Below are 19,940 nucleotides of genomic sequence, written 5' to 3'. Positions count from 1 at the left end.
CCATAAATTAAAAAGAAGCAAATACAAAAAAGGCCCGCATAAGCGAGCCTTTCTTAAGAGATTATAAACTGATTACCAGCCTGTTTTCTCTTTAAGTGCAGCACCGATATCAGCTAGTGAACGTACAGTTTTTACGCCAGCAGCTTCTAATGCAGCAAATTTTTCATCAGCAGTACCTTTACCGCCTGCGATGATTGCACCAGCGTGACCCATACGCTTACCTGCAGGTGCAGTAACACCAGCGATGTAAGAAACAACAGGTTTAGTCACGTTGTGCTTGATGTATTCTGCAGCTTCTTCTTCTGCAGTACCACCGATTTCACCGATCATAACGATAGCTTCAGTTTGCTCGTCTTTTTCGAACATTTCTAAAACGTCGATGAAGTTAGTGCCAGGGATAGGGTCACCACCGATACCAACACATGTTGATTGGCCGAAACCAGCATCAGTAGTTTGTTTAACCGCTTCATAAGTAAGCGTACCAGAACGTGATACGATACCTACTTTACCAGGCTTGTGGATGTGACCAGGCATGATACCAATCTTAGTTTCACCAGGAGTGATAACACCTGGGCAGTTAGGACCGATCATACGAACACCAGTTTCATCAAGCTTAACTTTAACGTCAACCATGTCTAGTGTAGGGATACCTTCAGTGATACAAACGATAAGCTCGATGCCAGCATCGATTGCTTCTAAGATTGCATCTTTACAGAAAGGTGCTGGTACGTAGATAACTGATGCAGTTGCGCCAGTTGCTTCAACAGCGTCACGTACTGTGTTGAATACTGGAAGACCAAGATGCGTTTGACCGCCTTTACCTGGGCTTACACCACCAACCATTTGTGTACCGTACTCAAGCGCTTGCTCTGAGTGGAAAGTACCTTGGCCACCAGTGAAACCTTGACAGATAACTTTTGTATCTTTATTGATTAATACAGACATTATTTGCCCTCCGCAGCAGCAACAACTTTTTCAGCTGCGTCTGTTAGTGATTCAGCAGCGATGATGTTAAGGTCAGAACTAGCTAGTACTTCACGACCTAGTTCAGCGTTAGTACCTTCTAAACGAACTACTACAGGAACGTTTACACCCACTTCTTTAACTGCGCCGATGATACCTTCTGCGATCATGTCACAACGTACGATACCACCAAAGATGTTAACTAAAACAGCTTTAACGTTGTCGTCAGATAAGATGATCTTGAATGCTTCAGAAACACGCTCTTTAGTTGCACCGCCACCAACATCTAGGAAGTTAGCTGGCTTGCCACCGTGTAGGTTTACGATATCCATAGTACCCATCGCTAGGCCTGCACCGTTAACCATACAGCCTACGTTACCGTCTAGTGCAACGTAGTTAAGCTCGAAGCTTGCAGCGTGAGCTTCACGCGCGTCTTCTTGTGAAGGATCGTGCATTTCACGGATTTTAGGTTGACGGTAAAGCGCGTTACCATCTACACCGATTTTACCGTCTAGACAGTGAAGGTTACCTTCGTCTGTGATTACTAGCGGGTTGATTTCTAATAGTGCGAAATCGAAATCGTTGAACATGTTAGCAAGACCCATGAAGATCTTAACGAACTGTTTCATTTGAGTAGGGTTTAAACCTAGTTTGAAGCCTAACTCACGAGCTTGGTAAGCTTGAGGACCAACTAGTGGATCGATCTCAGCTTTGTGAATTAGTTCTGGAGTTTCTTCTGCAACTTGCTCGATTTCAACACCACCTTCAGTAGATGCCATGAAAACAACTTTACGAGAAGCACGATCTACTACAGCGCCAAGGTATAATTCGTTAGCGATGTCAGTGCAGCTTTCTACAAGGATTTTAGCTACTGGCTGACCATTTTCGTCTGTTTGGTAAGTAACTAAGTTTTTACCTAACCAGTTCGCAGCGAACTCTTTAACTTCGTCGATTGTTTTAACTAGCTTAACACCGCCAGCTTTACCACGGCCACCTGCGTGAACCTGTGTTTTAACAACCCACATATCACCGCCGATTTTCTCAGCAGCTGCTGCAGCTTCTTCAGGTGTATCGCAAGCGAAACCTTGAGAAACTGGTAAACCATATTCGGCAAAAAGTTGTTTTGCCTGATACTCATGCAAATTCATGATGCTTTATCCAATTTTTTATACTAAAAGAGCTGAATATTTATGCAAAATAAACAGCTATCCCAAATTGCGCACTTAGTATAAATCCCAAGGCTCCACATGAAAACCCCAGTTAGACCAAAGGCGCAAAAAAAAAGCTGTGAACAAGGTTCACAGCTTAGTTTTCATACAACCAGATTAAACATCTAGTAGTAAACGAGTCGGATCTTCAAGTAACTCTTTAATTGTTACTAAGAAACCTACAGATTCTTTACCATCGATTTGGCGGTGATCATAAGATAACGCCAAGTACATCATTGGTAAGATTTCAACTTTACCATTTACAGCCATTGGACGCTCTTGGATTTTGTGCATACCTAAGATTGAAGACTGTGGTAAGTTGATGATTGGTGTAGATAGTAATGAACCGAATACACCACCGTTAGTGATAGTGAAGTTACCACCAGTCATGTCATCAATTGATAATTTACCGTCACGACCTTTAAGCGCTAGCTCACGGATACCTTTTTCGATTTCAGCAACAGAAAGCTTGTCACAGTCTTTAAGTACTGGTGTAACAAGACCACGTGGTGTAGAAACCGCGATGCTGATGTCGAAGTAGTTGTGATAAACAATATCATCACCATCAATAGACGCATTTACTTCAGGGAAACGCTTAAGTGCTTCAGTAACGGCTTTCACATAGAAAGACATGAAACCTAAACGAATACCGTGACGTTTTTCAAAAACTTCTTGGTACTGCTTACGAAGATCCATGATTGGCTTCATGTTAACTTCGTTGAATGTCGTTAACATTGCAGTTGAGTTTTTCGCTTCAAGAAGACGATTAGCGATTGTTTTACGTAAACGAGTCATAGGAACACGTTTTTGTGTACGGTCACCCATAGGTGCTGCTGGTGCTGCTGCTTCAGCTTTAGGTGCTGCTGCAGGTGCTTTTAAGAACTTATCAACATCTTCTTTTGTTACACGACCATTTTTACCAGAACCTTTGATTTTTGATGCATCAAGGCCTTTCTCAGCAATTAAACGACGTACTGACGGCGTTAATACGTCAGAGCTATCATTTGAATCGCTTGCTGGCGCTTCTTCAGCTTTAGCTGCTGGCGCTGCAGGTGCTGCACCCGCTTTAACTTTACCAATTACTTGCTCACCAAGTACTGTTTCGCCTTCAGCGTGAATGTGCTCACCCATGATGCCGTCTTCTTGAGCAACAACTTCAAGAACAACTTTATCAGTTTCGATGTCAACAAGGTTTTGATCGCGAGTTACCGCTTCACCTGGTTGAACGTGCCAAGTAGCAATTGTCGCGTCTGCGACTGATTCTGGAAGTACAGGTACTTTAATGTCCACTTCTTTACCTTCTGATGCTGGTGCTGATTGCGCCGCTGGCGCGTCTTCTGATTTAGCTGGTGCAGATTCGTCACTTGCTGGTGCAGCATCTGCATCACCAAGTAATGCAATTACTTGTTCGCCAAGTACTGTTGCACCTTCTTCTTGTGAAATTTCAGTGATTACACCGTCATTTGGTGCAACAACTTCTAAAACAACTTTATCTGTTTCGATATCTACTAAGTTTTGGTCGCGGCTTACTTTGTCGCCAACACTTACGTGCCATGTTGCAACAGTAGCATCAGCAACCGACTCAGGAAGTACAGGAACTTTAATTTCTGTGCTCATTGCTTATCCTTTCTTTTCAATAGTAAGCGCATCTGCAACGAGCGCTTGTTGTTCTTTATTATGCACTGACATGTAACCACACGCTGGTGATGCTGATGCTTTACGACCTGCGTAAGTTAATTTAGCACCGGCTGGAATTGCATCAACGAAGTGGTGTTGAGAACAATACCATGCACCTTGGTTTTGCGGTTCTTCTTGACACCAAACAAAATCTTTAACGTGTTGGTAACGCTGCATGATTGTATCCATCTCAGCATGTGGGAATGGATATAGTTGTTCTACACGAACAATAGCAATGTTATTTAATTCTTGCTTACGACGCTCTTGTAGTAGCTCGTAGTAAACTTTACCACTACAAAATACAACGCGTTCTACTTTATCTGCTGCAATATCATCGATTTCGTCAATCATATTGTGGAACACACCTTCTGATAACTCTTCAAGTGAAGATGTTGCCAGCGGGTGACGAAGTAGCGACTTAGGCGTCATAACAATCAATGGACGGCGTAAAGGACGAACAGATTGACGACGAAGCATTGCATAGACTTGTGCAGGTGTTGAAGGAACACATACTTGCATATTGTGATCAGCACACAACTGTAAGAAACGTTCTAGACGTGCCGAGCTATGCTCTGGACCTTGACCTTCATAACCATGTGGAAGTAAACATGTAAGACCACATAAACGACCCCACTTCTGCTCACCTGAACTTAAGAATTGGTCAAATACAACTTGTGCGCCATTCGCGAAATCACCAAATTGTGCTTCCCACATTACAAGTGAAGTAGGTTCAGCTGTAGCATAACCATATTCAAACGCAAGAACAGCTTCTTCAGAAAGAACTGAATCGTAAACTTCAAATGCACCTTGATTTTCACTGATATTTTGCAGCGGTAAGTATGTTGATGCATCTTTTTGATTATGGATAACCGCATGACGGTGGAAGAATGTACCACGGCCAGAGTCTTGACCAGTTAAACGGATATCTGTACCCGCATCAACAAGCGTTGCATAAGCAAGTGTTTCAGCCATACCCCAATCAAGTGGTTTTTCACCTGTAGCCATCAACTTACGGTCGTCGTAGATTTTATTAACACGCGACTGAGCTTTATGGCTTTCTGGGAAACTTGCTACTTTTTTACCAAGCTCTTTTAACTTTTCAACAGATACTGTTGCATCGTACTCAACATCCCAATCGTGACCAACAAACTTAGCCCAATCAGAAGAGTGCGATGTTTCTAGTTGAATTTCTTCAACAACACAGTTGCCTTTATCTAGACCGTTACGGTAATCATCAGCAAGTGCTTTTACTTCATTTTCTGAGAATGAACCTTCAGCAACTAATTGATCTGCGTAAATTAGACGAGGTACTGGATGCTTTTTGATTTTTTGGTACATAAGTGGTTGAGTCGCATTCGGCTCATCCGCTTCGTTATGACCATGACGGCGATAACATACTAAATCAATCACTACATCACGTTTAAACTGGTTTCTGAAATCTAGCGCGATTTGAGTGACAAATGCTACCGCTTCAGGATCGTCAGAGTTAACGTGGAAAATTGGTGCCTGAACCATTTTCGCAATATCAGTACAGTAAGGTGTAGAACGTACATCAGACTGTTTAGACGTTGTGAAACCTACTTGGTTATTTACAACGATGCGAATACTACCACCACAACTAAATGCATTAGTTTGCGATAAGTTAAATGTTTCTTGAACAACACCCTGACCTGCGATTGCAGAGTCACCGTGAATAGTAATCGGTAATGCTTTAATACCTGACTTATCACCTAGACGGTCTAAACGAGCACGTACCGAACCCATAACCACTGGATTAACGATTTCTAAGTGAGACGGGTTAAATGCAAGTGCCATGTGCACGTTGCCACCCTTAGTTGCAAAGTCAGATGAATAACCCATGTGATATTTAACATCACCTGAGCTTAATGTGTCTTTGTGTTTACCAGCGAACTCATCGAATAATTCTGATGGGTTTTTACCTAATACGTTCACTAGTACGTTCAAGCGACCGCGGTGAGCCATACCAATAACAGCTTCTTTTTGTCCGCTTTCACCTGCACGATGAATTAGTTCTTTAAGCATTGGTACTAATGCGTCACCACCTTCAAGTGAGAAACGTTTTGCACCAGGGAACTTAGCCCCTAAATATTTTTCAAGGCCATCTGCAGCTGTTAATCCTTTAAGGATACGTAGCTTTTCTTCTTTAGAGAACTTTGGACGTGATTGCACTGATTCTAAACGTTGTTGTAACCAACGCTTTTCTTCAGTTGAAGTGATGTGCATATACTCAGCACCAACCGACCCACAATAAGTCGTTTTGAGTGCTTGATATAGCTCACCTAATGGCATGGTTTCGCGACCGACAGCAAACGAACCCACATTGAATTCACGGTCAAAATCAGCTTCAGATAAATCGTGGTATTCAAGTTCAAGATCTCGAACTCGCTCGCGTTCCCAGATACCTAACGGATCTAGGTTGGCATTTTGGTGACCACGGAAACGGAAAGCATTAATAAGTTGTAGCACTTTGACCTGTTTAGGATCGCCAGAGCCACCCTCTGCTACCACTACTTCTCTATGCTTGTTTTTAGCAAGCTGTGCAAATTGTGCACGAACATCTGAATGTTTTACGTCAACATCCACACCATCAACTTTTGGTAATTGTTCGAACACTTCTCGCCATTCTTCTGGCACAGAAGTCGCATCATCTAAGTACGCTTCATAAAGCTCTTCTACGTAAGCAACGTTACCGCCGTTTAAGTGAGAAGATTCTAGCCATGCCTTCATCACACCTTCGTGCATTTATAAGCCCTTTTCTTTAGCGCAGAAATTAATTGTTGTAAAAACAAGGTGGTTAATCACTTAACCACCTTACATATTCAAGCTTTAAACAGCGCGGTTCAATAGCATTGATTTGATTTGTCCAATTGCTTTGGTCGGGTTAAGACCTTTTGGACACACGCTAACACAGTTCATGATACTGTGACAACGGAACACGCTGAACGCATCGTCTAGGTCTGCAAGACGCTCTTCAGTTGCTGTATCGCGGCTATCAGCCAAGAAACGATAAGCATGAAGAAGACCCGCAGGACCGATGAACTTGTCTGGATTCCACCAGAACGAAGGACACGATGTTGAACAACATGCACATAAGATACACTCATATAAGCCATCTAACTTATCACGTTCTTCGATTGACTGAAGACGCTCACCCGCCGCAGGCGTGTCGTTGATTAGATAAGGCTTAACTTTTTCGTATTGAGTGTAGAACTGACTCATGTCAATAACAAGGTCACGTACCACTGGTAAACCTGGTAAAGGACGAATTACGATTTTACCTTTGCCACCTTTTAGTAGCGTTGATAAAGGTGTAATACACGCTAAACCGTTTTTACCATTCATGTTGATACCGTCAGAACCACACACACCTTCACGGCATGAACGACGGAATGATAATGTTGGATCTTGCTCTTTTAATTGCATAAGAGCATCCAATACCATCATATCTTGGCCTTCTTGCGTTTCTAGCGAGAAGTCTTGCATACGTGGTGCATTATCAACATCTGGATTGTAACGATAAACCGAAAATTGTACTTGTGCCATCGTCTCGCTCCTAGTATGTACGTGCTTTAGGTGGGAAAGCTTCACGCAGTTTCGGCGCGTAGTTTACTTCACGTTTTGTCATTTCATCTGTAACTGGGTTATAGATAGAGTGACATAACCAGTTGTCGTCATCGCGATCTGGGAAGTCAAAACGAGAGTGTGCACCACGGCTTTCTGTGCGGAAGTTCGCAGCTACTGCTGTTGAGTAAGCTGTTTCCATCAAGTTATCTAGCTCTAGACATTCGATACGTGCTGTGTTGAATTCAGTTGACTTGTCGTCAAGACGAGCGTACTGAAGACGTTCACGAATTTCTTTAAGCTCTTTAAGACCTGTTGCCATTGCATCACCTTCACGGAATACCGAGAAGTTAAGTTGCATACACATTTGTAGATCTTTCTTGATTTGAACTGGGTCTTCACCTTGGCCAACTTTAGAGTTTTCCCAACGATTAAAGCGTGCAAGAGATGCTTCAAGGTCAGACTCAGACGCATCTTTACCAGCTTCAACGCCGTTAAGGTACTTACCTAAGAAGTTACCGGCTGCACGGCCGAATACAACTAAGTCAAGTAGTGAGTTACCACCTAGACGGTTAGCACCGTGTACAGATACACAAGCAATTTCACCAACAGCGAATAAACCTTCAACTACTTTTTCTTGGCCATTTGCATCGATTTGTAATGCTTGACCATTAACGTTAGTTGGAACACCACCCATCATGTAGTGACATGTTGGGATAACTGGGATTGGCTCTTTAGCTGGATCAACGTGTGCGAATGTTTTCGCAAGGTCACATACGCCAGGAAGACGTAGGTTAAGTGTCTCTTCACCTAAGTGGTCAAGCTTAAGCTTGATATGTGGACCGTAAGGACCATCGCAACCACGACCTTCACGGATCTCAGTCATCATTGAACGAGCAACAACGTCACGAGACGCTAAGTCTTTAGCATTTGGCGCATAACGTTCCATGAAGCGTTCGCCGTCTTTGTTTAGAAGGTAACCACCTTCACCACGACAACCTTCAGTTACAAGTACACCAGCGCCAGCAATACCTGTTGGGTGGAACTGCCACATTTCCATATCTTGCATTGCAACACCAGCACGTGTAGCCATACCAACACCGTCACCAGTATTGATGTGTGCATTCGTTGTAGATGCGTAGATACGGCCTGCACCGCCTGTTGCTAAAACAACAGCTTTCGATTTGAAGTAAACAACTTCGCCAGATTCGATGTCGATTGCTGTACAACCAACAACGTGACCGTCGCTATTTTTAACTAAATCAAGTGCGTACCACTCAGAGAATACGTTTGTTTTGTTTTTAACGTTCTGTTGGTATAAACAGTGTAATAGCGCGTGACCAGTACGGTCAGCTGCTGCTGCAGTACGTGCAGCCTGTTCACCACCAAAGTTTTTCGACTGACCGCCGAAAGGACGTTGATAAACACGGCCATTTTCAAAACGAGAAAATGGTAAACCCATGTTTTCTAATTCAGTAATAGCTTCAGGACCTGTTTTACACATATATTCGATAGCGTCTTGGTCACCGATAAAATCGGAACCTTTAACAGTATCGTACATGTGCCATTCCCAGTTATCTTCATGTGAGTTACCCAGAGCAACCGTAATACCACCCTGTGCAGACACAGTGTGAGAACGTGTAGGGAAAACTTTTGAGATAAGTGCACAGGTTTTGCCTGATTCAGTGATAGCTAGTGCTGCGCGCATACCCGCACCACCGGCACCAATCACTACAGCGTCAAATTCACGAACAGAATAATTCACTTAAACACCCCATAAAACGATTAGACCAATTGCTACGTAAGCAACAGCCATAAGGTTTAATACAAAGCCTAAAACAGCACGTAATTTAGCGTTTTTGACATAGTCCGTAAGAACTTGCCAAAGGCCGATACGGGTGTGAACCATGATGCAAACTAGGGTAATTAAGGTAAACCCTTTCATTGCTAGGTTAGAGAATAGGCCCTGCCAGGCTTCGAAAGTGACTTCTGGCGTACATAAAAAATAACCGATAATAAAAATCGCGTAAGCGCTGATTATTAATGCAGTTGCACGTAGTGATACGAAATCTTGTACACCATCACGTTTAAGAGTTGCTTGATTTAAAACCATATCCACACTCCTGCTAGAATTGCAGCTACAACACCTAAAGCTAATGCAACTTTAGCGCTGAAGTTACCTGATTCAAGTTCTTCCCAGTGACCCATGTCCATAATGATATGGCGGATACCACCGATTAAGTGATACGCCAATACAGAAATGGTGCCCCATGCTATGAATTTGGCAATGAATCCGCTGAACAGACCCTTGACGAATTCAAAACCTTCTGCAGAAGAAAGAGACTCAGACCAAGCCCAAATGACAAACGTTAAAGCAAAAAATAATGCAACACCGGTGACGCGGTGAAAAATTGATGCTTTAGCCGTTGCCGGCATAGATATAGTTGTTAGATCTAGATTTACAGGTCTTTGCTTTTTCACAGTTACTTGCCCATCTTGCCCACTTAGGAGCTCATCTACTTGTTTTTCTAAAACCCATCAAAATGAATTTCGATGGAACTATCTAAGTAAACCGTGTTGATACACAAAAAGTTCACACTGATGCAAAACTCAAATGTAAAAATAAAGTTTACCTACAGACAATACGGTATAAAACCTTGGATAGTATATATAGCCAATGGTCTTTTTACAATTCTTGTTTAGTAAGAGACGTTTGCGAATTAGCCAATAGTATAATATTTAATCCTGGTAGAATATTTATTATCCATTTGTGCATAATGTTTATAAAAATTGACTTTACACCCCTCTTTCACGTTAAAATGAAAAGAATGTGCTTAAACAGATTCAGAACATAACAATCAGAGTTGTTATCTTAATAGGAGATAAATAGATGGCGGATAAGAAAGCCACGGTCCATATTGATGGTCTTGATCCAATCGAACTTCCAATTTACCAAGGCACTGCTGGCCAAGACGTAATCGACGTACGTACGTTAGGTTCTCACGGCCACTTCACTTACGACCCAGGTTTCATGTCGACCGGTTCTTGTGAATCTTCAATCACTTACATCGATGGCGGCAAAGGTGTTTTATTACACCGTGGTTACCCAATCGAGCAATTAGCTGATGAATCAAACTACATCGAGCTTTGCTACTTACTATTAAACGGCGAGTTACCTACTAAAGAACAATACGAAGCGTTTGCTCAAGAAATCACGCACAACACAATGCTTGATACTAAAATTGCAAACTTCTTCCAAGGTTTCCGCTTTGACGCTCACCCAATGGCAATGCTTTGTGGTGTTGTAGGTGCTCTTTCTTCTTTCTACCACGAAGATTTAGACATCACAGATGCAACACAACGTAAAACAAGCGCAATCAAGCTAGTTGCTAAATTACCAACTATCGCTGCGATGGCTTACAAATACAACGTAGGCCAACCGTTTGTTTACCCACGTAACGACTTAAGCTTCGCTGAAAACTTCTTACACATGATGTTCTCAGTACCAGCTGAAGAATACAAAGTAAGCCCTGTTCTTGCTAAAGCAATGGACAAAATCTTCATGCTTCACGCTGACCATGAGCAAAACGCGTCTACGTCAACTGTTCGTTTAGCAGGTTCTTCAGGTGCTAACCCTTACGCGTGTATCGCTGCTGGTATCGCATCTTTATGGGGTCCTGCGCACGGTGGTGCTAACGAAGCATGTCTTAACATGTTAGAAGAAATCGGTTCTGTTGACCGTATCGACGAGTACGTTGCTAAAGCGAAAGACAAATCTGATCCTTTCCGTCTTATGGGCTTTGGTCACCGTGTATACAAAAACTTCGACCCACGTGCGACTGTAATGCGTCAAACGTGTCACGAAGTACTTGCTGAGCTAAACATTCAAGATCCACTTCTTGATATCGCTATGAAGCTTGAGCAAATCGCACTTGAAGACCCATACTTCGTTGAGAAGAAACTTTACCCTAACGTAGATTTCTACTCAGGTATCATCTTAAAAGCAATCGGTATTCCAACAAGCATGTTCACTGTAATCTTTGCAATGTCACGCACTGTTGGTTGGATCTCTCACTGGGATGAGATGCTTTCTCAACCTGGTCACAAGATCAGCCGTCCTCGTCAGTTATATACTGGTGAAACTTCACGCGATTACGTACCAACAGACAAGCGTTAATACGAATTTGCGTTTAAAAAAGGCCGCTTTGCGGCCTTTTTTGTTGCCCTGCACTTGTCTATTTGTACAAAGTAATTAAAATCGTCGCATTCTTGTAGCTTAAGGCCTTTCATGTTCGATATCACAAAAATACGTGCTGACTTTCCAATACTGAATGAAACAGTCAATGAGCAGCCTTTGGTGTATTTAGACTCAGCGGCTACCTCACAAAAGCCACAGGCAGTTATTAATGCACTTAGCCGTTTTTATAGCCACGAGAACGCCAATGTGCACCGCGGCCGCCATACACTCAGTGAAAACGCGACACGCCAATATGAGCATACAAGAACGCTACTTGCAGATTATTTTTCAGTAAAAAATAATGAGATAGTGTGGACCAAAGGGGCAACCGAATCGATTAATTTAATCGCAAATGGTCTGGCTTCGAGGCTTAATCCTGGCGATAAAATTGCCCTATCTGCTATTGAACATCACGCCAATATAGTCCCTTGGCAACAACTAGCACAGCGTACCGGCGCAGAGCTTATTATTATGCCTATTGAAGATGATTTGGTCATTGATAGTGCTCATTGCAGTGACTTTATAAAACTGCATCAGCCAAAAATTGTCGCTGTTACCCATGCATCAAATACATTAGGAAATATTACTGATTTAGGACCTATCCTTGCAGCATGTAAAGCCTCAAATGCGATTTCTGTAGTTGATGGTGCACAGGCTGCTATGCATTTACGTCCTAACTTACAAGAAATTTCCTGTGATTTTTATGTATTTTCTGCCCATAAAATGCTCGGACCAACAGGATTAGGTGGTCTATATGGACGTTTTGAGCTACTAAATTCGCTTGACGTTTACCAGACCGGTGGTGAAATGATTGAAGCAGTGAGCCTTACTCATAGCACTTTTCGAGAGGCGCCAGGTAAATTTGAAGCCGGCACTCCAAATATTGCTGGTGTAATTGCCTTTGCTGAAGCCATTAATTATTTAACATCTTTAGATTTTCAGCAGATGCGTCAACATGAGCATACAGTTTTCGATTATGCAATAAATAAATTGGCTACTATCGATGGTATAAAAATCTATTCAAACCAAAGAGATAACATTGGTAACATCAGCTTTAATTATCGCGATGAACATCCGTTTGATTTAGCCACCCTACTTGATGGGTTTGGCGTTGCAGTTCGCAGTGGTCACCATTGTACACAACCTATAATGAGCCACTTAGGTATTCCTGGTACAGTACGAGCCAGTTTTGCGTTATATAACAATAAAGATGACGTAGATGCATTTATCAGTGCCGTTAGAAGTAGTATCGAAATATTAGATTAATTGTGGATAAAATATGAATTCAACGTTTGAAGCCATTAGTAAAGATATTGAAACGGCTGCAGGCTGGCAGCAAAAGTATCGCCAAATAATGCTGTTAGGTAAGCAATTACCTATTATGCCTGAGGTACTAAAAGTTGATGACGCGCTCGTTAAGGGGTGTGAAAGTAAAGTTTGGCTATATATTGACTTTGATCACTCAGAAAACAGCCTCGTTTTAGCTGGTGACTCTGATACTCGTATCGTAAAGGGGTTATTGGCTTTGATTTTAGCCTTATACAATGGTCTAACACCGGAGCAAGCAGCACAAATTAATGCATATGATGAGTTTGAACGACTCGGTCTAATTAGCCATTTAAGCCCTTCTCGAGGTAATGGCATCAAAGCCATGGTTGATAGAATTCAAACCATGGCCGACCAAAAACGATAAGTCTTATACATTACGCTGTTTTTTATCAAGGTACTTTCTAATTGCTTTGGCTGCAACAAAAAAGCCAAAGCTTCCAGTTACCATCGTGGCTGAGCCAAAACCATTGTTACAATCCATATTCATTGAGCCATCTGCACCTTGTTTTGCTTGGCATACCTCACCTTCAGAGGTTGGATATACAAGCTGCTCTGTTGAATAAACACAATCAACGTTAAATTTACGCTTTGGATTGCTACTAAAGTTGTACTGTTTTCGAAGAATATAACGTACTTTTGCTAGCAAAGGGTCATGAGTAGTTTTAGCTACATCACCAAAGCTGATTTGACTTGGATCAGTTTGCCCACCTGCACCACCGGTAGTAATAACGGGTAACTTTATACGTTTACAATGAGCAATTAGCGCCGCTTTTTCTTTAACAGCATCAATACAGTCAATTACATAATCAAAACCTTGAATATGTTCACGAATGTTATCTAGCGTAATGAAGTCATCAATAACGTTAATTTTGATATCAGGGTTTATCAGCTCACAACGTGTTTTCATGGCTTCAACTTTTGCCTCACCTACCGTACCAGTTAAAGCATGAATTTGACGATTCACATTCGTAGCACATATATCATCAAGGTCAATGAGAGTTAGTTGCCCTACACCCGTTCGAGCCAACGCTTCAGCGGCCCAACTACCTACGCCCCCAATACCTATGACACAAAAATGTGCTTGTTGTAACCAATCAAATTGCTGATGACCATATAAACGTTTAATGCCACCAAAACGGATGTCTTGTGTTGTTTCTTTCATTTACCAATCCAACGTCCAAGGAGCTGTCCACTCTTTGAATTCGTCTGAGTTAAAAACTTCATTGAGATGAGCGCCTAAAGTGTAATCGCAGCGATATACTTTAAGTTGCTCTTTATAACTAAACTGTAGTGCATAGGCATGCAAATTTGTTCGTTCATCCTTGCTTCCTGCGTAGAGTGTATCGCCGAGTATAGGTGCACCTAAACTTTTCATCGCCACCCTTAGTTGATGAGTCTTGCCAGAAAATGGTTTTAACAAATAAGCACGTAATCCTGCTCGAATACTTTTTGAGTAAAATCTTGTTATAGCAGGGTTAGTTTGACTCTTTAATAACTTAAATGCCCCTCGACGACTTTTCTGCATGTCACCTTTTATCCAGCCTTGTTTTTTCTTTGGTTTAGCATCACTGAGTGCTAGATAAAACTTGTTAACTTTATGAGCACTAAACAGCGCGGTGAATTCAGCTGCTGCTTCTTTGCTACGGGCTAAAATAATCAAACCTGAAGTAACTTTATCGAGTCTATGAACTGGATATAGCTTTTCATTTACCAGTTGCTCAGCAAGTACAACAAAACCAGCACATTCTTCACTGTGAAAGCTAACACCTGCAGGTTTATAAAAGACATGGAAATCATCTTCACTTGCATGAAGATGAACGCTGTTTACATCATGCATTATTTAATTGCCAAGCACAGCTATGACGCGAGCCAAATCTTCAGGGGTATCAACGCCTGCTTGTGGAGCGCATTTTGCCTTAGCGATTTTAATCTTGTGACCATGGTAAAGTACACGTAACTGTTCTAAAGACTCTAGAAGCTCTAAACGCGTTTGCGGCAACTCAATATAATCTTTGATGAAGCCTGCGCGATAGGCATAAAGACCAATGTGACGAGCAAAATCAGCTAAATTTAATTGAGAGTGATCATTTTTCATCATCGCATCACGGTGATAGGGAATTGGCGATCGAGAAAAATACAGGGCGTTGTTATCCACATCGCTAATGACTTTTACACAATTAGGATTAAAAATATCTTCAATCTCATCGATACTTGTACTTAATGTAGCCATAGGTGCATCCGAATCAGCAAGAAGCTTAGCAACTTGAGATACGTTTTCACTTGCTAATAAAGGCTCATCACCTTGTACGTTCACTACAATGGTGTCACTCTCTAGCTCTAATTGCTCAACGACCTCAGCTAAACGCTCAGTGCCCGATTGGTGATCTTCACGTGTCATCAGTACATTACTGGTAAACTCTTTAACTGCATCAAACACTATTTGATGGTCAGTCGCGATATAGACTTTTGATGCACCGGAAGCAACCGCTTTTTCATAAACGTGTTGGATCATAGGCTTGCCACATATATCAGCAAGTGGTTTACCAGGTAAACGCGTCGATGCGTAGCGTGCTGGAATGACGACTACGAATTCCACTTATCAACCTCTTCTTGGCTTAATTCACGAGCTTCATTTTCTAGTAGCACCGGAATATCATCTTTGATTGGATACGCAAGTTTCGCAGCAGTGCTAATAAGCTCTTGATTCTCTTTATCAAGACGTAATTTACCTTTGCACACTGGGCAAGCGATAATTTCAAGTAATTTTGTATCAAAGGCCATTGAGGATCCCTTTTTGTTTTAATAATAAATTAAGTTTTTCGATAACTGCAGGTGTCGGTTTTGCATCAACAGGTAAATAATACCAATTAGGCTTTGCAAAACTAAAGCATTTAACTGCATCTTTTTCTGTCATAAACACGGCGTCATCTGCAAAATCGCTAAAGTCACTTGCTTGATAAGCATAATGATCACGAAAATGATGGGTAGATAACAAGCTAATACCCTGCTGCTTTAAACTCATTTCAAAGCGTTTTGGGTTACCAATAGCACTTACGGCATGGCCTTTATCTTGTACTGAACCGATCGGTTCTGCATTGCTAACGGCTCTAAACGGACTACACGTTAAATCATAGCGGCTCTGTGCGTCGCCACCATTTTCAATTACTAGATCAACCGATTTTAAACGCGCTTTTGTTTCGCGAAGCGGACCTGCTGGCATGAGCAGTCCGTTACCAAATTGACGTTCACTATCAACAATACAACACTCAATATCACGCGCCATTTTATAATGCTGCATTCCGTCATCAGAAATGATGACATCGATATCATGTTGTTCTAATTTTTTAATGCTAGCTTGTCGATCCGGTCCTACCATAACAACACAGCCTAAGCGTCGTTTAATAAGCACAGGTTCGTCACCTGCTTGTGTTGTAGTTGTTTCATCAGTCACTAACAACGGATACGAATCAGACTGACCACCATAGCCACGGCTGATCACTGCCACTTTTAAACCTTGCTGTTGTAAGTATTCAGCAAGCCAAATAACAAATGGCGTTTTGCCATTGCCACCGACACTAATGTTGCCGACGACTATTATAGGAACACGCGCTTTAAAAGCCTTAAGTATATTAAGCTTATAAAGCAAGGCACGAAGTGTAGAGATAAGCCAAAAAAGCGCACTCAAAGGAAACAACAAAACACTGAGTAAACCTGGCTTTTTATACCAGCTTTTTTCAATAACACTCACTACTGCTCACCAAACTGCATTTTACATAAAGCGGAATAGGTGCCGTCTTTTTCAAGCAGCTCGCTATGCGTGCCCTTTTCGATAACCTGACCATGGTCGATTACATAAATACAATCACTGTTTTCTATTGTTGATAAACGGTGTGCTATCACAATCGATGTTTTTTCTTTCATTAAGCTATCAAGTGCTTGCTGGATCAGTTTTTCAGACTCTGTATCGAGAGCAGATGTCGCCTCATCAAGAATTAAAATAGGAGCATCTTTTAAAATTGCACGCGCGATTGCAATTCGCTGACGTTGACCGCCTGATAACATTACGCCGTTTTCACCTACCATGGTATTTAAACCATCAGGTAAATCTTTAACGAACTCCCAGACATGGGCTTGCTTAGCAACTGCCATTAACTCATCGTTTGTTAATTCGCGCTCGAGTCCATAACAAATATTATTCGTAATAGTGTCGTTAAATAAAACCACTTGCTGTGAAACCAGTGCAAATTGCTTACGTAGGTCTGTCAGTTTGTAATCAGCGATGTTGACACCATCAAGCAAAATTTCACTGTCACCTTCAAGCTCATAATAACGTGGTAATAAATTCGAAATGGTCGATTTACCAGAGCCTGAACGACCCACTAAAGCAATACTTTCGCCAGCATTAATCGAAAGTGATAAATTCTTTAATACAGGCTCATCTTTAGTTGGGTATTTAAAGGTCACATTGTTTACTTCAATTTTACCAGTTACTTTATCAACGCTGTAACTGCCAGTGTCTTTTTCTACTTCTTCATCAAGTACTAAAAAGATACTTTGCGCTGCTGAAATACCACGTTGTAAGTCACTATTTACGTTTGATAGTTGCTTAAGTGGACGTAACAACATCATCATTGATGAAATAAGTAATACGAAGTCGCCAGAACTGATGGTATCAATCATTGACGGCATAGACACGACCCATAGAATAACCGCCATCGCGCTTGCAGCTAAAATTTGGATTACGGAGACACTTAATGCTTTGGTCGCGTCCATTTTAATGCGCTGCTGACGGTTATGATTGTTGATTGCAGAAAACTGTGAGATTTCTTGCTGCTGACCACCAAAACCATGAATAACTTTATGACCAGATAGCATTTGTTCTGAGCTGCGAGTGACTTGACCCATTGCAGACTGGATTTTTTTCGAAATCATACGAAATCGTTTTGACACAAATGCGACAATAACAGCCACCAGCGGAATAATGACTAAAAATATCAGTGAAAGCTTCCAACTGGTATAAAACATATTGAAAAGTAAAAAGACGACAAACACCCCTTCTCTAACAACAATTAATAAGGCTTTAGTAATGGCTTGTTGAACTTGCTCGGTATCAAAGGTGATTTTAGATATTAAATCACCGTTCGAATTTTTATCATGAAAAGAAACTGGCAGATGTAAAATATGTTCAAATAATTGCTGGCGCAGGGTTCTCACAACTTGAGAGCCCACATAGCTTAAACAGTAAGACGACATGTAGTTAAACATGCCTCGACCTAATACCAATGCAATTACAACAAAGGGAGCGTAAGTTAAAACATCCGTGTTACGGTCATTTAAACCATCATCAATGAACGGTTTCATTAAATTGATAAACAATGCATCCATGGCAGAATAACCAATCATGCCCACAATGGCGAAAAACGCGATTAACTTATAATCACCCACATAACTGATTAATCGCTTGTAGATTTGGGATGTAGTTTGATCCATAACACTCTCTTATTCATAGACTTTGACTATTGTAGCCTTAAGGGGGTAAAAACAAAACGTCAATCTTGTTCGAACCAATAACTTTCCTGCTCGCGCGCAAACTCTATACGATAATTATCTTCATAGAATTTTATACGAATATGGCCAAGTTCTGCAGTTGAGAACTGTCGTATATGGTGCTCATTGTATCGTTTTACAACATCTGGCTGAGGAAATAACCATTGTCCTTGGTAAGCAGATGAATGGATAACCACTTCAGGCTCTACAGCATTTATAAATCTATTACTTGAAGAGGTATTACTACCATGGTGTGGGCTCAATAAAACAGTCGATTGCAGGTCGACACCATTTTCAATAAGCTTGGTTTCTGCAGCTGTCGAAATATCGCCCGTAAGTAACACTGAATAGTTTAAACGCGTTATTTTTAATAAACATGACAGATCGTTTCGATTATCTCTACTGTCGTCGGCATGAAAACTATTAATTTTGACCCCTTCGAGTATGAGACTGTTTGTTTTACACGCCTCTTCAAGCCCTTTAGGATGGAATGTGCTTAAAGTCTCTGCATAGCCTGCTAATTGCCAACTAGCTAAGCCGCCAGAATGGTCGTTATCTAAATGACTGATCACGGTTGCAACAACAGAGAGTTGTTGTTTACGAATGCTTTGAAGTAATACTCGGCGAATATAATCGTAGCGGCCAAAATACTGAGGCCCTAAATCATAGATAATGGCTTTGTTATTGGCACTCACCATCACCATTAAACCATGCCCCACATCAAACACGTCTAACTGAAATTGAGCTTTGGGCTGTAACTTGAAATCAACGGCATAAATACAAATGGGTATTAAACAAACGTACTTGTTTGGACAAAATAACAAAATAAGCAATGTGCTGTAACTAATGACTAATAATGAAAAATCAAACTCATTGAAAGGAAACCAGCGCCAATCATGGGGAATAGAGAGCAACAATTGATAACTCAAATACAATACACTGTCTACTAAAGACAATAAACTTGTAATATCGAATAGACTCGAAAGCAAGCTATAAAAAATCAGCAGTGGTAATATCAGTAAACCGACTAAAGGTACGGCAATAAGATTTATCAATAAGCCGATAATGCTCGTGCCATTGAAATAATAAAGAGATAAGGGAAGTAACCCGATAAACAAAGCACACTGAATCTGGAAGAGTTGAACAAACCTGTTTAAGAATCCAAGTCTTACATCTAGTGTATTTCTAGTTAATAAAAATATTATTGTTACCGCTATAAAACTAAAATAGAGCCCAGGGTTCAACATTGAAAATGGATCTATCAACAATACGATACATAAAGCATAAAGAATTGAGCGCCAACGCAGCGGATTTTTACCCAAATTATAAATAACCAAATAACACCCAAGCATTACAAGTGCACGACTGGCAGAGACAATGAAACCGCTGAGGTAGAC

At 41.3% G+C, this 19,940-nt stretch carries 18 protein-coding genes; 3 read left to right on the top strand and 15 right to left on the bottom strand.

The window, feature by feature from the left end; translation table 11 throughout:
- Positions 1-72: 72 nt before the first annotated feature.
- The 8 genes from sucD to sdhC all read right to left on the bottom strand — a co-directional run bounded on the left by sucD (position 73) and on the right by sdhC (position 9,911).
- Complete coding sequence (sucD, locus tag L1D46_RS14635) at positions 73-945, bottom strand: succinate--CoA ligase subunit alpha (protein ID WP_130051420.1); 873 nt, start codon at positions 943-945, stop codon at positions 73-75.
- Positions 945-2,111, bottom strand: coding sequence for an ADP-forming succinate--CoA ligase subunit beta (gene sucC / locus L1D46_RS14630; RefSeq protein ID WP_054551366.1), 1,167 nt, complete (start codon positions 2,109-2,111; stop codon positions 945-947). Before sucC ends, sucD begins: the two co-directional genes overlap by 1 nt.
- A 177-nt stretch (positions 2,112-2,288) precedes the next feature.
- A complete protein-coding gene (gene odhB, locus L1D46_RS14625) occupies positions 2,289-3,788 on the bottom strand; it encodes a 2-oxoglutarate dehydrogenase complex dihydrolipoyllysine-residue succinyltransferase (RefSeq protein ID WP_239977753.1) in 1,500 nt (499 codons plus the stop codon).
- Between the two features lie 3 nt (positions 3,789-3,791).
- Positions 3,792-6,611, bottom strand: a complete 2,820-nt coding sequence (locus L1D46_RS14620) for a 2-oxoglutarate dehydrogenase E1 component (RefSeq protein ID WP_130051418.1) — start codon at positions 6,609-6,611, stop codon at positions 3,792-3,794.
- A gap of 84 nt (positions 6,612-6,695) precedes the next feature.
- Positions 6,696-7,412: a succinate dehydrogenase iron-sulfur subunit gene (locus tag L1D46_RS14615; protein WP_054551369.1), complete on the bottom strand. Its 717-nt coding sequence runs from the start codon at positions 7,410-7,412 to the stop codon at positions 6,696-6,698.
- 10 nt (positions 7,413-7,422) lie between these two features.
- Entirely contained in the window at positions 7,423-9,195 is a 1,773-nt protein-coding gene (gene sdhA, locus L1D46_RS14610) for a succinate dehydrogenase flavoprotein subunit (RefSeq protein WP_130051417.1), read from the bottom strand.
- Positions 9,196-9,543 carry a succinate dehydrogenase, hydrophobic membrane anchor protein gene (gene sdhD / locus L1D46_RS14605; RefSeq protein ID WP_130051416.1) on the bottom strand — a complete coding sequence of 116 codons (348 nt, stop codon included), beginning with the start codon at positions 9,541-9,543 and terminating at the stop codon, positions 9,196-9,198. It lies immediately after the preceding gene.
- On the bottom strand, positions 9,534-9,911 hold the full coding sequence (gene sdhC, locus L1D46_RS14600) for a succinate dehydrogenase, cytochrome b556 subunit (protein WP_082401567.1): 378 nt from the start codon (positions 9,909-9,911) through the stop codon (positions 9,534-9,536). Before sdhC ends, sdhD begins: the two co-directional genes overlap by 10 nt.
- Positions 9,912-10,320: 409 nt before the next feature.
- Between sdhC and L1D46_RS14595 the strand changes: the two genes are divergently transcribed.
- From L1D46_RS14595 to L1D46_RS14585, 3 genes are all read left to right on the top strand, one after another.
- Positions 10,321-11,607 (top strand): citrate synthase, encoded by a 1,287-nt coding sequence (locus tag L1D46_RS14595; RefSeq protein WP_054551373.1) that lies wholly within the window; start codon positions 10,321-10,323, stop codon positions 11,605-11,607.
- Positions 11,608-11,718: 111 nt separating this feature from the next.
- Positions 11,719-12,933, top strand: coding sequence for a SufS family cysteine desulfurase (locus L1D46_RS14590; RefSeq protein WP_239977752.1), 1,215 nt, complete (start codon positions 11,719-11,721; stop codon positions 12,931-12,933).
- Positions 12,934-12,946: 13 nt separating this feature from the next.
- On the top strand, positions 12,947-13,360 hold the full coding sequence (locus L1D46_RS14585; RefSeq protein ID WP_130051414.1) for a SufE family protein: 414 nt from the start codon (positions 12,947-12,949) through the stop codon (positions 13,358-13,360).
- A gap of 3 nt (positions 13,361-13,363) precedes the next feature.
- On the opposite strand, the gene tcdA is transcribed toward L1D46_RS14585, so the two are convergent.
- The 7 genes from tcdA to L1D46_RS14550 form a co-directional block, all read right to left on the bottom strand.
- Positions 13,364-14,158: a tRNA cyclic N6-threonylcarbamoyladenosine(37) synthase TcdA gene (tcdA, locus tag L1D46_RS14580; RefSeq protein ID WP_130051413.1), complete on the bottom strand. Its 795-nt coding sequence runs from the start codon at positions 14,156-14,158 to the stop codon at positions 13,364-13,366.
- A complete protein-coding gene (locus tag L1D46_RS14575) occupies positions 14,159-14,833 on the bottom strand; it encodes a TIGR01621 family pseudouridine synthase (RefSeq protein WP_239977751.1) in 675 nt (224 codons plus the stop codon).
- Between the two features lie 3 nt (positions 14,834-14,836).
- Positions 14,837-15,592 (bottom strand): 3-deoxy-manno-octulosonate cytidylyltransferase, encoded by a 756-nt coding sequence (gene kdsB / locus L1D46_RS14570; protein WP_130051411.1) that lies wholly within the window; start codon positions 15,590-15,592, stop codon positions 14,837-14,839.
- Complete coding sequence (locus L1D46_RS14565; RefSeq protein WP_036968654.1) at positions 15,580-15,777, bottom strand: Trm112 family protein; 198 nt, start codon at positions 15,775-15,777, stop codon at positions 15,580-15,582. Before L1D46_RS14565 ends, kdsB begins: the two co-directional genes overlap by 13 nt.
- Positions 15,767-16,744 carry a tetraacyldisaccharide 4'-kinase gene (gene lpxK / locus L1D46_RS14560; RefSeq protein ID WP_167657598.1) on the bottom strand — a complete coding sequence of 326 codons (978 nt, stop codon included), beginning with the start codon at positions 16,742-16,744 and terminating at the stop codon, positions 15,767-15,769. Before lpxK ends, L1D46_RS14565 begins: the two co-directional genes overlap by 11 nt.
- Complete coding sequence (gene msbA, locus L1D46_RS14555) at positions 16,744-18,486, bottom strand: lipid A export permease/ATP-binding protein MsbA (protein WP_239977750.1); 1,743 nt, start codon at positions 18,484-18,486, stop codon at positions 16,744-16,746. The genes lpxK and msbA overlap by 1 nt, the downstream gene beginning before the upstream one ends.
- A 59-nt stretch (positions 18,487-18,545) precedes the next feature.
- On the bottom strand, positions 18,546-19,940 hold a 1,395-nt coding region (locus L1D46_RS14550; protein WP_239977749.1), incomplete at its 5' end, for a DNA internalization-related competence protein ComEC/Rec2.

Origin of the sequence: Pseudoalteromonas sp. Isolate3 (assembly GCF_022398505.1) — a bacterium.
GTDB lineage: Bacteria > Pseudomonadota > Gammaproteobacteria > Enterobacterales > Alteromonadaceae > Pseudoalteromonas > Pseudoalteromonas apostichopi.
The sequence above is the reverse complement of the archived record's forward strand: the minus strand, read 5'-3'. Positions and strand labels throughout refer to the sequence as shown.

Excerpts from the sequence above, each read along its gene's own strand:
- sucD (WP_130051420.1), bottom strand. The coding sequence starts at position 945 with ATGTCTGTATTAATCAATAAAGATACAAAAGTTATCTGTCAAGGTTTC.
- sucC (WP_054551366.1), bottom strand. The coding sequence starts at position 2,111 with ATGAATTTGCATGAGTATCAGGCAAAACAACTTTTTGCCGAATATGGT.
- odhB (WP_239977753.1), bottom strand. The coding sequence starts at position 3,788 with ATGAGCACAGAAATTAAAGTTCCTGTACTTCCTGAGTCGGTTGCTGAT.
- L1D46_RS14620 (WP_130051418.1), bottom strand. The coding sequence starts at position 6,611 with ATGCACGAAGGTGTGATGAAGGCATGGCTAGAATCTTCTCACTTAAAC.
- L1D46_RS14615 (WP_054551369.1), bottom strand. The coding sequence starts at position 7,412 with ATGGCACAAGTACAATTTTCGGTTTATCGTTACAATCCAGATGTTGAT.
- sdhD (WP_130051416.1), bottom strand. The coding sequence starts at position 9,543 with ATGGTTTTAAATCAAGCAACTCTTAAACGTGATGGTGTACAAGATTTC.
- L1D46_RS14595 (WP_054551373.1), top strand. The coding sequence starts at position 10,321 with ATGGCGGATAAGAAAGCCACGGTCCATATTGATGGTCTTGATCCAATC.
- L1D46_RS14590 (WP_239977752.1), top strand. The coding sequence starts at position 11,719 with ATGTTCGATATCACAAAAATACGTGCTGACTTTCCAATACTGAATGAA.
- L1D46_RS14585 (WP_130051414.1), top strand. The coding sequence starts at position 12,947 with ATGAATTCAACGTTTGAAGCCATTAGTAAAGATATTGAAACGGCTGCA.
- tcdA (WP_130051413.1), bottom strand. The coding sequence starts at position 14,158 with ATGAAAGAAACAACACAAGACATCCGTTTTGGTGGCATTAAACGTTTA.
- L1D46_RS14575 (WP_239977751.1), bottom strand. The coding sequence starts at position 14,833 with ATGCATGATGTAAACAGCGTTCATCTTCATGCAAGTGAAGATGATTTC.
- L1D46_RS14565 (WP_036968654.1), bottom strand. The coding sequence starts at position 15,777 with ATGGCCTTTGATACAAAATTACTTGAAATTATCGCTTGCCCAGTGTGC.
- msbA (WP_239977750.1), bottom strand. The coding sequence starts at position 18,486 with ATGGATCAAACTACATCCCAAATCTACAAGCGATTAATCAGTTATGTG.